This is a genomic window from Specibacter cremeus, assembly GCF_003946885.1.
Classification (GTDB): Bacteria; Actinomycetota; Actinomycetes; order Actinomycetales; family Micrococcaceae; genus Specibacter; species Specibacter cremeus.
The window spans coordinates 1-12,307 of the sequence record NZ_RWKQ01000042.1; the positions used below are offsets into that span (position 1 = coordinate 1).

12 protein-coding genes are annotated in these 12,307 nt (G+C 68.9%); 5 read left to right on the top strand and 7 right to left on the bottom strand.

What is annotated here, in order from left to right; all coding sequences use genetic code 11:
- Positions 1-94: 94 nt before the first annotated feature.
- The 5 genes from EJC77_RS15240 to EJC77_RS21165 are packed head-to-tail and all read left to right on the top strand — an operon-like array spanning position 95 to position 4,996.
- Positions 95-1,369, top strand: a complete 1,275-nt coding sequence (locus EJC77_RS15240) for a M20 family metallo-hydrolase (RefSeq protein WP_125614429.1) — start codon at positions 95-97, stop codon at positions 1,367-1,369.
- 1 nt (position 1,370) lies between these two features.
- On the top strand, positions 1,371-2,789 hold the full coding sequence (locus EJC77_RS15245) for an amidase (RefSeq protein WP_240630283.1): 1,419 nt from the start codon (positions 1,371-1,373) through the stop codon (positions 2,787-2,789).
- The gene (locus EJC77_RS15250; protein ID WP_125614433.1) at positions 2,786-4,132 is read left to right on the top strand and encodes a type I glutamate--ammonia ligase; all 1,347 of its coding nucleotides are present in this window, start codon (positions 2,786-2,788) and stop codon (positions 4,130-4,132) included. Before EJC77_RS15245 ends, EJC77_RS15250 begins: the two co-directional genes overlap by 4 nt.
- An 8-nt stretch (positions 4,133-4,140) precedes the next feature.
- Entirely contained in the window at positions 4,141-4,743 is a 603-nt protein-coding gene (locus EJC77_RS15255) for a hypothetical protein (RefSeq protein ID WP_240630284.1), read from the top strand.
- Between the two features lie 28 nt (positions 4,744-4,771).
- On the top strand, positions 4,772-4,996 hold the full coding sequence (locus EJC77_RS21165; protein WP_240630285.1) for a hypothetical protein: 225 nt from the start codon (positions 4,772-4,774) through the stop codon (positions 4,994-4,996).
- Here the strand turns inward: EJC77_RS21165 and EJC77_RS15260 are convergent.
- Genes EJC77_RS15260 through EJC77_RS15290 form a run of 7 tightly spaced genes read right to left on the bottom strand, consistent with a single transcriptional unit; the run spans position 4,981 to position 12,178 of the window.
- Positions 4,981-6,093 carry a Gfo/Idh/MocA family protein gene (locus tag EJC77_RS15260; RefSeq protein WP_125614436.1) on the bottom strand — a complete coding sequence of 371 codons (1,113 nt, stop codon included), beginning with the start codon at positions 6,091-6,093 and terminating at the stop codon, positions 4,981-4,983. The genes EJC77_RS21165 and EJC77_RS15260 overlap by 16 nt on opposite strands.
- Positions 6,078-6,770, bottom strand: coding sequence for a ThuA domain-containing protein (locus EJC77_RS15265; protein ID WP_125614439.1), 693 nt, complete (start codon positions 6,768-6,770; stop codon positions 6,078-6,080). Before EJC77_RS15265 ends, EJC77_RS15260 begins: the two co-directional genes overlap by 16 nt.
- A gap of 22 nt (positions 6,771-6,792) precedes the next feature.
- On the bottom strand, positions 6,793-7,797 hold the full coding sequence (locus EJC77_RS15270) for a sugar phosphate isomerase/epimerase family protein (protein ID WP_125614442.1): 1,005 nt from the start codon (positions 7,795-7,797) through the stop codon (positions 6,793-6,795).
- The gene (locus tag EJC77_RS15275) at positions 7,794-9,002 is read right to left on the bottom strand and encodes a Gfo/Idh/MocA family protein (RefSeq protein ID WP_125614445.1); all 1,209 of its coding nucleotides are present in this window, start codon (positions 9,000-9,002) and stop codon (positions 7,794-7,796) included. The genes EJC77_RS15270 and EJC77_RS15275 overlap by 4 nt, the downstream gene beginning before the upstream one ends.
- 23 nt (positions 9,003-9,025) lie before the next feature.
- Positions 9,026-9,919 carry a carbohydrate ABC transporter permease gene (locus EJC77_RS15280; protein WP_125614448.1) on the bottom strand — a complete coding sequence of 298 codons (894 nt, stop codon included), beginning with the start codon at positions 9,917-9,919 and terminating at the stop codon, positions 9,026-9,028.
- Between the two features lies 1 nt (position 9,920).
- The gene (locus tag EJC77_RS15285; RefSeq protein ID WP_125614451.1) at positions 9,921-10,850 is read right to left on the bottom strand and encodes a carbohydrate ABC transporter permease; all 930 of its coding nucleotides are present in this window, start codon (positions 10,848-10,850) and stop codon (positions 9,921-9,923) included.
- The gene (locus EJC77_RS15290) at positions 10,847-12,178 is read right to left on the bottom strand and encodes an extracellular solute-binding protein (protein WP_125614454.1); all 1,332 of its coding nucleotides are present in this window, start codon (positions 12,176-12,178) and stop codon (positions 10,847-10,849) included. The genes EJC77_RS15285 and EJC77_RS15290 overlap by 4 nt, the downstream gene beginning before the upstream one ends.
- Positions 12,179-12,307 lie beyond the last annotated feature (129 nt).

Below are 12,307 nucleotides of genomic sequence, written 5' to 3' on the forward strand. Positions count from 1 at the left end.
ATGGATAATCCTTCATACTCCAATACTGGACCCACGGTCCGCCGCGGTCACCGGGAAAACCGAACACTTTCCCAACACGTTCTAAGGATTCCCCATGAGCACGGCAGCATTCCTGCAGGACTTCCACCACGTGGCCACCATCGGCGCCACGGCGAACAACGGCGTCGACCGCCAGGCCGCGACGCCGGCGGACGCGCGGACCCGGGCATGGTTTGCCCGCTGGGTGCAGGATGCCGGATATGCGCTGCACGTGGACGGGATCGGCAACATGTTCGCGCTGCTGGAGTGGACGCCCGGGGCACCGTATGTCCTGGTTGGTTCACATCTGGACAGCCAGCCCCTGGGCGGCCGCTTCGACGGCGCGTACGGCGTCGTGGCCGCACTGCACGCCGCACGCCGCATCGATGTCGCCGTCGCTGAATCGGGCAGCGCCCCCGCGTTCAACCTTGCTGTGGTCAACTGGTTCAACGAGGAGGGCGGGCGGTTCGCCCCCAGCGTCATGGGCAGTTCGGTGTTCGCCGGACTGTTCGACGAGGATGCCATGCTGGCCGTGACCGACTCGGCCGGCACCACGGTGCGGGAGGCGCTGGCGGGGATCGGCCACCTGGGGTCCGACGCACGCCCCACGCCGGTGAGCTACGCCGAAATCCACATCGAACAGGGCCGCATCCTGGAGCGCGAGGGCATCCCGATCGGACTCGTGGACAGCAGCTGGTACACGCAGAAGCTGGACATCGAGGTGCTGGGCGAGCAGTCGCACACCGGAGCCACGGCCATGGCGGACCGCCACGACGCCCTGGTCGCGGCAGCGAAGATCGTGCTCATGGTCAACGACGTCACCAAGGATTTTGCGGAGGAAGCCCTCGTCTCGTCGATCGGGCAACTGGCGCTGGAACCGAATTCGCCGATCGTCGTGGCCCGTCGGGTCCACATGGTGGCCGACCTGCGCTCCGGGGACCCGGAGATCGTCAAGGCCGCACGGGCCACGTTGCTCAGGGACATCGCGGAACTCGCCCGCGCCCACGACATCCGGATCAACGTCTTGGACTTCGACATCCGGCCCATCCGGCGCTTCCCCGAAGCCGGGCTTGAGCTCACCGGCAAGGTCGCCCGCGAGCTGGGACTGGCCTCGCGCCGGATCCAGACGATGGCCGGCCACGACGCCGTGGCGATGAACACGCTGGTCCCGTCCGTCATGCTGTTCATCCCGAGCGTTGACGGCGTCTCCCACTGCGAGCGGGAGTTCTCCACGGATGCGGACATGGCCACCGGCGTCGACATGCTCACCCGGGTGGTGCACAAGCTGGTGGATGGCGCGCTCGCCGGGGACACGGACCGCTGCTTTGCCGCGGCCGGGGGGCGGGGCTGACGTGACGGACCTCCACTACCTGGACGCCGGCACCGCCCTGGGCCTGTTTCGCCGCCGGGAGCTCTCACCCGTGGAATTGATGCGGGCCGTCATCGACCGCGCGGAAAACATGGACGGGCACGTCAACGCCCTGACCGAGACGCTGTTCGACGACGCCCTGGCCGGGGCCCGCGACGCCGAGGACCGGTACCGGCGGGGCGGGGAACTGCCGCCGCTGCTGGGCATCCCGGTCGCGGCCAAGGAGAAGCACGGCATCGCGGGCCGGACCCTGTCCCAGGGCCTGGTGGCGTGGCGGGACAACGTCGCCGCGGAAAGCCACCCCGTCATCCGGCGGATCCAGGCGGCCGGCGGCATCATCCACGCCCGGACGGCCACCCCCGAATACAGCTGCGCCACGGTGACGCACTCCCCGCTGTGGGGCGTGACGCGCAACCCGTGGAATCCGCGCTATTCCCCGGGCGGGTCCTCCGGCGGGTCCGGGGCGGCCCTGGCCGCCGGGTTCGCGCCCCTCGCCACGGCCTCGGACATCGCCGGATCGACCCGGCTGCCGGCGTCGTTCACGGGCACCGTGGGCTTCAAGGCGCCCTACGGGCGCATCCCCGGCTTGGCCCCGCTAGCGGCGGACCACTACCGGGGCGACGGGCCCATGGCACGGACGGTCGCCGACGCCGCGCTCTTGGCCAACGTCATGGCCGGCCGGGATGCCGGCGACCATGCAACCCTGGCCACGGGACCGGACCTGCCCGCCCGGTACGACTCGGTCGCCGGCCTGCGGATTGCGCTGTGCATCCGGCTGGGCGACTACCGCGTGGCGGCCGACGTGGAACGCAACACCCGGGCCGTGGCCACCGCGCTGCGCGATGCCGGGGCCGTCGTGGAGGAGATAGCCCTGCCCTGGACCTCCGCGCGGATCAGCGAGACCATGTTCACCCATTTCGGCCACCTGCTGGGTCCCGCCATGGAGGACGACACCGCCGACGCCCCGGAGCTGCTGGCCGGCTACACCCGGCGCTTCATGGCGGATGCCCGGGGGGCGGCGGCCCGCAACCGGCATCTGGACGGGCTGCGGGCGGAGGCGCGGATCCAGGCGGAACTGGCCGCCGCCATGGCCGGCTTCGACGCCCTGCTCTGCCCGGCCTCCGCGGTGCCGGCGCTGGAGGCCGACGGAGACTACCTCGACGGGATCGACGTCGACGGCGTGCACCTGGACCACTATTGGCAGGCCCACATGACGGCGCCCTTCAACATCAACAACCGCTGCCCCGTCCTGGCCGTGCCCAGCGGCATGGCCGACTGCGGCATCCCGACCGGCGTGCAAATCGTCGGCCACCCCTTCGACGATGCGATGGTGTTCGGGATCGGCGCCGCCGTGGAGGAGCTGCTCCCGTGGCGGGACAGGCGGTGCATGATGGGGGCATGACCCGAATCACATCAGCCGCCGGCAACCCCAGCGTCGGTGACCTCCGGGAGGCCGGCGTCCGTCTCATCATCGGCACGGTGGTGAACGCCGCGGGCATCACGCTGGCCAAGGGCGTCCCCCTGGCACGGCTGGCGGCATTCCAGCAATCGGGCATGGGGGCCGCACCCGTGTGGGATGTCTTCACCAGTGGCGGCGACATCGCCTACACGGGCGGCATCGACGCCGTCGGTGACATGCGCCTGAAAATCGACCCCAACGATTTGCGTGTCCTGGGCGCAGGCAGGGCGTGGGCGCCCGGAAGCCTTTTCCGCCAGGACGGATCGCCCGCGCCAACCTGCCCCCGCCGCGCACTCCGCACTGTCGAGACGAGCCTCGGGGACGCCGGATTCCGGGCCCTCGTCGGCCACGAGCTCGAATTCGTGCTCGTGGCCCCGGACGGCTCCCCGCTGGAAACCACTCCCTGGGTGCCCTACGGTGCCACCGGGCTCTTCGACCGGGCCGGATTCCTGGATGACCTGCTCGTGTCGCTGGACGGGGCCGGTATTCCGCCAGAGCAGATCCACGCGGAATACGGCCGAAACCAGTTCGAATTCTCGCTGCCCCCCGCCGGGCCGGTGGCGGCGGCCGACGCCGTCGTGCTGGCCAGGATCGTCGTCGGTCTTGCCGCCAGGGCCCACGGCCTCCGGGCGTCCTTCTCCCCGTCCCCGTTCCCCGGCGTGGTCGGCAACGGGGCCCACCACCACCTCTCCCTGTCACGCAACGGCGTGCCACTGTTCGCCGGGGGCACCGGGCCGCACGGGATATCGACGGCGGGCGGCGCCGCCATCGGGGGAATCCTTGCGGGTCTGCCGGACATCCAGGGGTTTCTCACCGGTTCGATCCTGTCGGGAGGCCGCCTGGCGCCGGGCGCCTGGTCCGGGGTCCACTTGTGTTGGGGCCTGGAAAACAGGGAGGCGTCCGTCCGTTTCCTGGCCGACGGCGAGGGCAACCCGCACGGGGCCAATGTCGAGGTGAAGATCGTCGACCCGTCGGCCAACGTCTACCTGGCCTCCGCCTCGATCCTGGCCCTTGCGCTCGACGGCCTCCGGACGAACCATCGGTTGCCGCACGAGATGCCGGGGGACCCGGGGAGGCTGACCGACCAGGAACGCAGGGCCGCCGGGGTGGAGCTGCTCCCCAACTCCCCGGCCCTGGTCATCGACACGCTCGACCGGTCACGGTTGGCGCGACGACTACTGGGTGATGACATCGTCGATGTGACCGTCGCCGTCCGCCGCCATGAACAAGCAACGTACGGTGGGATGGCACCGGACGAGCTGGCCAGTCGTTTCCGACTCGCCTAGTCGATCTGATGGCCCCGGATTCCTTTGGCGACTTCGTCGACCAGGTCAGCCTGATCGACCATCACGTCCATGGGGCGTTTCGCGTCGATGGCAGCGAGGCCCGTTTCCAGAACGCCCTCAACGAGGCCAACAACGAACCCCTGGTCCGGCCGGCGGAAGCGTACGAATCGCAGCTCGGCTTCGCGGTCCGGCGCTGGTGCGCGGGGCTCCTTGACCTGCCGCCTCATGTCGAGCCCGCGCAGTACTGGCGCCGCCGGAGCGAACTCGGCGAACATGAGGTGGGTCGCCGCATGACCCGCGCCGCGGGAGTGAGCGACTGGCTGGTCGACACCGGATTCACGCCCACCGACTGCCTTGGCCCCGATGACATGGCCGCGATCTCGGGCGGCAACGCGTACGAGATCGTGCGGCTGGAGGCGGTCGCCGAGTCCCTGATGGCCGACATCCCGAATCCGGCGGACTACGCCGACGCATTCGGCAGGCGCCTGCACGAACGTGCCCGGTCCGCCGAACGCCGGTCATGCTGCTGCACTGCTACCCGTTCGAACGGGAGGCCGGATACCTGGCCCAAGCGTTCGAGAACGTGTACCTGGATGTGGGACTGGCGGTGAACTTCACCGGGGCCGGAGCCGGGCCCTGGTGGCCCACTCCCTGGAACTGGCCCCCTTCACCAAGATCCTCTACTCCTCGGACGCCTGCGGCCCCGGCGAACTGCACTACCTCGGCGCCCGGCTGTGGCGCAACGCGATCGCCACGGTCATCGGTGGATGGATCGACAACGATGACTGGTCCGAGGCCGACGCCCGCAGGGTGGTCCGTCTCATCGCCCGCGACAACGCGCGCCGGGCCTACGCGCTGCCCTGAAGCGCCACCTCGGTCAGCGGGACCGCGGCCGATCGCTCGCACGTGCTGGCCACGGGCACGGCCTGCCCTGAGCGGGCGCTGGCCAGCAGCGACTCCATGACGTCCAGGACGTGGAACGCGAGCCGCCCGCCGGCGCGCGGCTGCGCGCCGGCCGCCGTCGTGGCCAGGTCCTGCACGCCGATGCCGCGGGACGAACCCACGTAGCCGGCGGACACCGGCACCGGCTCCCACCCTTCGCCGCCGAGCCGGTGCACCGACACGTCGCCGTCGAAGTGGTTCGGGTCCGGCACCACCAGGGATCCGCGCTCGCCGTGGACCTCGATGTTCGCCGACCGCGTTGCCACGGCGTCGAAGCTCATGACGAGCGTCGACAGGGCCCCCGATTCGTGGACCAGCACGCCGCTGACGTGCGTGTCCGTGGCCACCGGGATGACCTCGCCGGCGCGCGGGCCGGAGCCGATGGTGCGCTCCGCGCGGGTGTGCGCCGCGGATCCCACCACCGACCGCACGGGTCCCAGCAGCGTCACGAGCGCGCTGACGTAGTACGGGCCCATGTCCAGCAGCGGTCCGCCGCCGGGCTGGTAGTAGAAGTCCGGGTTCGGGTGCCAGCGTTCGTGCCCGGGGGTGACCATCGTGGCCGTCGCCGCGATCGGCGCGCCGATCAGCCCGTCGTCGATGGCCTTGCGGGCCGTCTGCGTGCCGGTGCCCAGCACGGTGTCCGGTGCGCAGCCGACGACGACGCCGGCGGCCACGGCGGCGGCGAGAACCTCGCGTGCCTCGTCGGTCGTGGCGGCCAATGGCTTCTCGCCGTACACGTGCTTGCCGGCGGCGATCGCCTTCAATGCGATGCCGGCGTGGGCTGCCGGGATGGTGAGGTTCAGGACCAACTGCACCTCGTCGTCGTCGATCAGTTCATCGACGCCCAGTGCGCGCACGCCCGGGTGCGCGGCGGCCACGGCCTCGGCGCGGGCGTGGTCCAGGTCGGCGACGGCCACCAGGCGCACGTTCGGAAGCTTCGGGAACGTTTCGAGGTAGGCGGCAATGATCGTGCCGGCCCCGATGATGCCGACATTGAGCGGGTTCAGCGGCTGGCCCACAGCAGGCCCCTTTCGATGATGGTCTTGACGTTGGTGTCCTGCAGGACGTCGACGCTGTGGCCGGGGGTGGCCACGAAGATCCGGCCCGCACCCCACCGCCGGGTCCACACGGCGGGCGCGATGACCGGACGGTGCCACGGGTCGAACGCGCGGGCCGGCAGCGTGGTGGTCGCCAGCACGTCGATGTAGTCGTCCGTGAGCACCCAGTACTGCTCGGTGGTGAGGCTGAAGTCGTCGATCCCGGCCGTGATGGGGTGCCGGCGATCGGTGATCTCGACCCGGTAGTCCAGGAAGTTGTCCGACGCATCGCCCACGCGTTCGTCCGGGTGCTTGCCGGGGTGGCAGGCGAACTGGCCGCCGATGAAGTGGAGGTAGTCGGAGGAGTTGCGGTAGGAGTCGGCGATGCCGCCGTGCCAGCCGGCCAGGCCCGTGCCGGCCTCCACGGCGCCCATCAGGCCGGCGAGCTCGTCGCGTTCGATCGTGTTCATGGTGTTGCACTGGACGATCAGGTCGACGCCGGCCAGGTACCCGGTGTCGGTGTAGATCTTCGGGCCCTCCTCGATACGCACGTCGTAGCCGTTCACGCGCAGGAACGGGATGAACAGGTCGGTGGCTTCGACGGGCTGGTGCCCGTCCCAGCCGCCGCGCACCACGAGGGCGGATTTCGTTTCGGTCATGGTCTTCGCTTCCTTGGTGTGGTTATTTCGTGGCGAATGCGGCGTCGAAGGAGGCCGTGGCGGGGGTGATGGTGGCCAGGCGCCGGGCCAGGGCGAGCGCCTCGGGGGCGCCGACCAGCCGGTCCATGCCGGCGTCCTCCCACTCGACGCTGGTGGGCCCGGCGTAGCCGATGGCGTTGAGCATGCGGAAGATCCGCTCCCACGGCACATCGCCGTGCCCGGCCGTGACGAAGTCCCAGCCGCGCCTCGGGTCGCCCCAGGGCAGGTGCGAGCCGAGCCGGCCGTTGCGTCCGTCCAGCTGCTTCACCGATTCCTTGAGGTGCACGTGGTAGATCTTCTCGGCGAAGTCGGCCAGGAACATGGCCGGGTCCAGGTCCTGCCAGATGAAGTGCGACGGGTCGAAGTTCAACCCGAACCCTTCCCGGTGCCCGATCGCCTCCAGCGTCCGCTTGGTGGTCCAGTAGTCGTAGGCGATCTCCGACGGGTGCACCTCCAGCGCGAACCGGACGCCCACCTCGTCGAACACGTCGATGATCGGGTTCCAGCGATCCGCGAAGTCCTGATAGCCGCGCTCGATCATGGCCTCGGAGGCGGGCGGGAACATGGCCACGCACTTCCAGATCGCGGACCCGGTGAACCCGGTGACGGTCGTGGCGCCGAGCCGGGCCGCGGCCCGCGCCGTCATCTTCAGCTCCTCGGCGGCCCGCCGCCGCACGCCCTCGGGCTCGCCGTCGCCCCAGACCCGGGTGGACACGATGCCCTGATGGCGTTCGTCGATCGGGTCGTCGCACACGGCCTGCCCGTTGAGGTGGTTGGAGATCGCGTGCACGGACAGGTTGTTGCGGGCCAGGATGTCCAGCCGGTCCTGCAGGTACGCGTCGTCCGCCACCGCCCGCCACGGGTCCAGGTGGTCGCCCCAGCACGCGATCTCCAGCCCGTCATACCCCCAGTGGCCGGCCAGCCGCGCCACCTCCTCGAACGGGAGATCGGCCCATTGGCCGGTGAACAGGGTGATGGGGCGGGTCATCGGGTCTCCTCGGTGGCTGTCTCGGCGGTGGTCCATCGGCTGTGGTTGGTGGCGCTGGTTTCGACGGCGGCCAGCACGCGCTGGACGGCGAGGGCGTCGGCGAACGACGGCGTGGGCTGGGTTGCACTGCCCAGTGCGGTGAGCAGGTCGGCCACCTGGTGCGTGAAGCCGTGCTCGTAGCCGAGCCCGTGGCCGGTGGGCCACCAATTGCCCACGTAGGGGTGGACGGGTTCGGTGACCATGATGCGGTGGAAACCGCGGGCGTCCTCGGCGTCCGTGCCATCGTAGAACTGCAGGAAGTTCATGTCCTCGAAGTCGAACGCGATCGAGCCGAGGGAGCCGTTGACCTCCAGCCGCATGGCGTTCTTGCGACCCAGCGCCGTGCGGGTCGCCTCGAACGAGCCGATCGCGCCGCCGTCGAACCTGGCACTGAAGATGACCGCGTCGTCGACAGTGACCGGGCCCTTCCGCGCGTCCGCGGCCATGTCACCGTGCCCGCCGAGCCCCATCAGGTCGCCACCCACGGGGCGCTCCTTCGTGAACGTCTCCATGAGGGCCGAGACCCCCGTGATCCGCTGTCCGGTGACGAACTGGGCGGCGTCGATGCTGTGCGCGCCGATGTCGCCGAGCGCGCCGGACCCGGACTTCGTCTTGTCCAGGCGCCACGTCAGCGGCGCGTTCTCGTCGGAGAGCCAGTCCTGCAGGTACTGGGCCCGGACCTGGCGGATCGTGCCGAGGCGGCCGTCGTCGACCATCCTCTTCGCCAGGGCCAGCGCCGGTGTCCGGCGGTAGGAGTAGCCGCACATGGCGAACACGCCATTGCGCGCGGCCTCCTCGGCGACCGCTGTCATCTCCTGCGCCTCGGCGACCGAGTTCGCCAGCGGCTTCTCGCACAACACGTGCTTGCCCGCTTTCAGCGCCGCAATGGCGATCTCGGCGTGCGTGTTGCCGGGCGTGCAAATGTCGATGAGGTCGATGTCGTCGCGCTCGATGAGCGCCCGCCAATCCGTCTCCGTGGATGCCCAGCCCTGGGTGTGGGCGGCCGCGGCGACGGCATCGGCATTGCGCCCGGCGACGGCCGCCATGACCGGGGTCAACGGCAGGTCGAAGAAACGGTGCGCGGTCCGCCACGCGTGCGAGTGGGCGGCGCCCATGAACGCGTAGCCGACCATGCCGACACGCAGCTCCGGCGTGGGGTGTGTCATGGGGAAGTCCTTTCGGTGGGGGTCTACTTGCTGAAGCCGGCGGTCAGGCCGCTGAGCAACTGCCGGCGGCCGAGCACGTACAGCACCAGGATGGGCAGCGTGGTCAGCACGACCGAGGCCAGCACGGCCGGGATGTTGACCGAGTACTGGCCTTGGAACGTCCACAGCGCCAGCGGCAGCACGCGCAGCTCGGGGCTCTGGGTCAGGATCAGCGGCAGCAGGAAGCCGTTCCACACGTTGAGCCCGTTGTAGATGGACACGGTCACGATGGCCGGCTTCGTCAGCGGCAGTGCCAGCCGCCACATGGTTTGCCACTCCGAGCAGCCGTCCAGGCGCATCGACTCGAATAACTCATTCGGCACGTCCCGGATGAAGTTGGCCATGATGAGCACGGTCAGCGGGATGGCGAACGCGATCGACGGCAGGATGAGGGCCAGCAGGGAGTCGTACAGGTGCATGCGAATGATCAGCAGGTAGATCGGGATGATGGTGGCCTGCAACGGGATGGCCAGGCCCATCAGGAAAAGGGCGTTGACGCCCTTCAGGAACCGGCCGGTGCCGCGCACTATCGCGAACGCGGCCATGAAGGAGAACGCCACGGCCGGCACGACCGAGCCGACGGTGATGATGACGCTGTTGAGGAAGTAGCGGCCGAAGTCGTTGGCCAGCACCATCTTGTAGTTGTCCAGCGTCGGGTGCGCCGGCAGGGCCAGCGGGTTCTGGCTGAAGTAGCCGGCCTGGTTCTTGAACGACGTGATGAGGATGTAGTAGATCGGGATGATGATCACGGCCAGCCAGATCCAGCCGGCCAGACCGCCGAGGACGTTTGTGCGGCGCACGCGCGCCCACGGGCTGCGGCGGCGCTCGACCAGCGGGGCCGTCGCCGAACCGGTGCGTCGCGTCAGTGAGGCGGTCACGTCAGGCACCTTCCAATTGGCTCTTGTTCGCGTCCTTGCCGCCCAGGCGTTGCAGGAATAGCGCCAGGGCCAGCCCCAGCACGACGAGGATGACGGCGATGACGCTGGCCGGGCCCATCAGGTTGGCCCGGAACCCGGTCAGGTACATGTCCAGGGCCAGGTTGCGGGTCGCGTTGCCGGGTCCGCCGCCGGTGAGCACGAAGATCATATCGAAGTAGGTCAGCGAGCCGACCACCATAAGCGTCGAGGAGGTGATGATGGTGTACTTCAGCTGTGGGACGGTGATGTAGAAGAACTGCTTGACTCGGCCGGCGCCGTCGATCTCGGCCGCCTCGTACAGCGACTTGGGGATCTGGCGGACGCCGCCTTGGTAGATGAGCGTGTGGAACGGGATGAACTGCCACGACACGACGAAGATGACGACGCCGAGCGCCAGGCCGGGCTGGCCGAGCCAGTCTTGGGCCAGGATGGGCAGGTGCAGGCCGGCGGCCAGGCCGAAGTTCGGGTCCAGCAGCGCCTTGTACGCGATGGCGATGGCCGCGGAGGAGAGCAACAGGGGCAGGAAGTACAGCACTGCCAGGAGCGCCCGGTATTTCTGCGAACCGGCCGTGAACGTGCCCAGCAGCAGGCTCAGTGGCGTCTGGATCAGCCAGGAAAGGGCCATGATGACGAACGTCAGCCACAGCGCGTGGTACATCATCGGGTCCTTGAGCGTGTCCAGCCAGTTCGCCACGCCGGCGAATGAGATCGCCCCGATGCCGTCCCAGTGCGTGAAGCTGAGCAGCAGCACGCCGGCCAGCGGCAGGACGGCGAACACGACGAACACGACGAGGGCGGGCATCACCAGCCAGGCCAGCGGGCCGGTTGTGCCCTTGCTGCGCTGCCCGGCCGTGGCCGTGCGCCGGCCGGGCAGCGTGGTGGTGGCCGTCATTGGCCCAGTGTCGCGTTCATGTTGGTGGCGAACTGCTGCGGGGTGATCGACTTGGTGAACAGCTGGTCGATGTTGTTCAGCAGTGCCTCGGCCGCTGTCGGACTCAGCGCCTGGTCCCACGATTGCTGGAAGTTCGGTGCGTTCTTGGCCAGGTTGTAGACGTAGGTCAGGAAGTCCTTGTCGGGGGTGGCGGCCAGCTTGTCCTCGATGCCGGTGACGATCGGCACCTGCCCGTTTTTGATCCAGCTGTCGATCTCGGCGTCGGTGCGCAGGCCTTCCGCGAAGTACTTCTTCGCCGTCGTCTGCTCCGCCTCGCTCGCCTTGGACGAGATGGACAAGTACTGTCCCGGGTTGCCGGTCGTGTTCTTCGGGTCGCCCTTGCCGCCGGAGACGGTCGGGAAGTTGACCCAGCCGAGCTTGCCGCCCGTGACGAAGTCGCCGCCGTCGCTCTTCATCGACCCGTACGTCCATGCGCCGTGCAGCATCATGGCCGCCTTGCCCGTGTACAACAGGGCCTGGTCGGCGTTTGAGTCAGCCGTGATGGAGGAAAAACCCTTGATGAAGCCGTTGGCCGAGACGAGGTCCTGGATCTTCGTCAGCGCCTCGATGGCGGCCGGGTCGGACCAGGCGTTCGCCTTGCCGGCGAAGATGGCGTTGAACACCTCTGGCCCGCCGATCCGGTCGAACAGGTACTCCAGCCACATCATGGACGTCCAGCGCGACTGCCCACCGAGTGAGATGGGCGCCACCCCCATGTCGTTGAACGTCTTCGCCAGGGCCATCAGATCATCCCACGTCTTCGGTGGCTGGGCGCCGGCCTTGGCGAACAGGTCCTTGTTGTAGAAGAAGATGATCGGCGCGACGTTCTCCGTGGGCAGGGCGTAGATCTTCCCGTTCACGGTGGCGGCGCCGAACGAGGACGGGAACAGCTTCTCCTTGACCTTCGGGTTGTCGGCGAACCAGCTCGTCAGGTCGATGACCTGGCCGGCCTGGGCGTACGTCTTCAGGCCGCCGCCGCCCCAGCCGAAGATGATGGTCGGCGCCTCGCCGGCGCCGATGGCCGTCTTGATCTTCGTCTTGTACGCGTCGTTCTGGAAGAACGTGAGCTTGATCTGGCTGTCCGGATTCGCCTTGTTGAACGCGTCGACGGTGTCCTTGCGGAGCCCCTCGTTGGGCTGGCCGGACAGCGACCACATGGTCGCCGAGCCGGCGGAGGCGCTCGAGCCGCCGCCCGGACCCGCGGTGCCGCAGGCGGACAGGCCCCAGGCGGCCAGGGGCGTGAGGACGGCGAGTGAGAGGAAGGACCGGCGGGAGGTCTTCTTGTCCATGACTTGTCTCCATAACGTGAGGGCCGCGGCTGCGGGATTTTCGAAACATTTCGCAAATAATTCTGCACTGGCAATGAAACTAGCCGTGAGCTGCGTCACGCGTCAAGGGGTCATGGTGAAAATCTTGAC

Bases quoted from the DNA above. Each gene is read 5' to 3' on its own strand.
- EJC77_RS15240 (WP_125614429.1), top strand. From the start codon at position 95: ATGAGCACGGCAGCATTCCTGCAGGACTTCCACCACGTGGCCACCATC.
- EJC77_RS15250 (WP_125614433.1), top strand. From the start codon at position 2,786: ATGACCCGAATCACATCAGCCGCCGGCAACCCCAGCGTCGGTGACCTC.
- EJC77_RS15255 (WP_240630284.1), top strand. From the start codon at position 4,141: ATGGCCCCGGATTCCTTTGGCGACTTCGTCGACCAGGTCAGCCTGATC.
- EJC77_RS15265 (WP_125614439.1), bottom strand. From the start codon at position 6,770: ATGACCGAAACGAAATCCGCCCTCGTGGTGCGCGGCGGCTGGGACGGG.
- EJC77_RS15270 (WP_125614442.1), bottom strand. From the start codon at position 7,797: ATGACCCGCCCCATCACCCTGTTCACCGGCCAATGGGCCGATCTCCCG.
- EJC77_RS15275 (WP_125614445.1), bottom strand. From the start codon at position 9,002: ATGACACACCCCACGCCGGAGCTGCGTGTCGGCATGGTCGGCTACGCG.
- EJC77_RS15285 (WP_125614451.1), bottom strand. From the start codon at position 10,850: ATGACGGCCACCACCACGCTGCCCGGCCGGCGCACGGCCACGGCCGGG.
- EJC77_RS15290 (WP_125614454.1), bottom strand. From the start codon at position 12,178: ATGGACAAGAAGACCTCCCGCCGGTCCTTCCTCTCACTCGCCGTCCTC.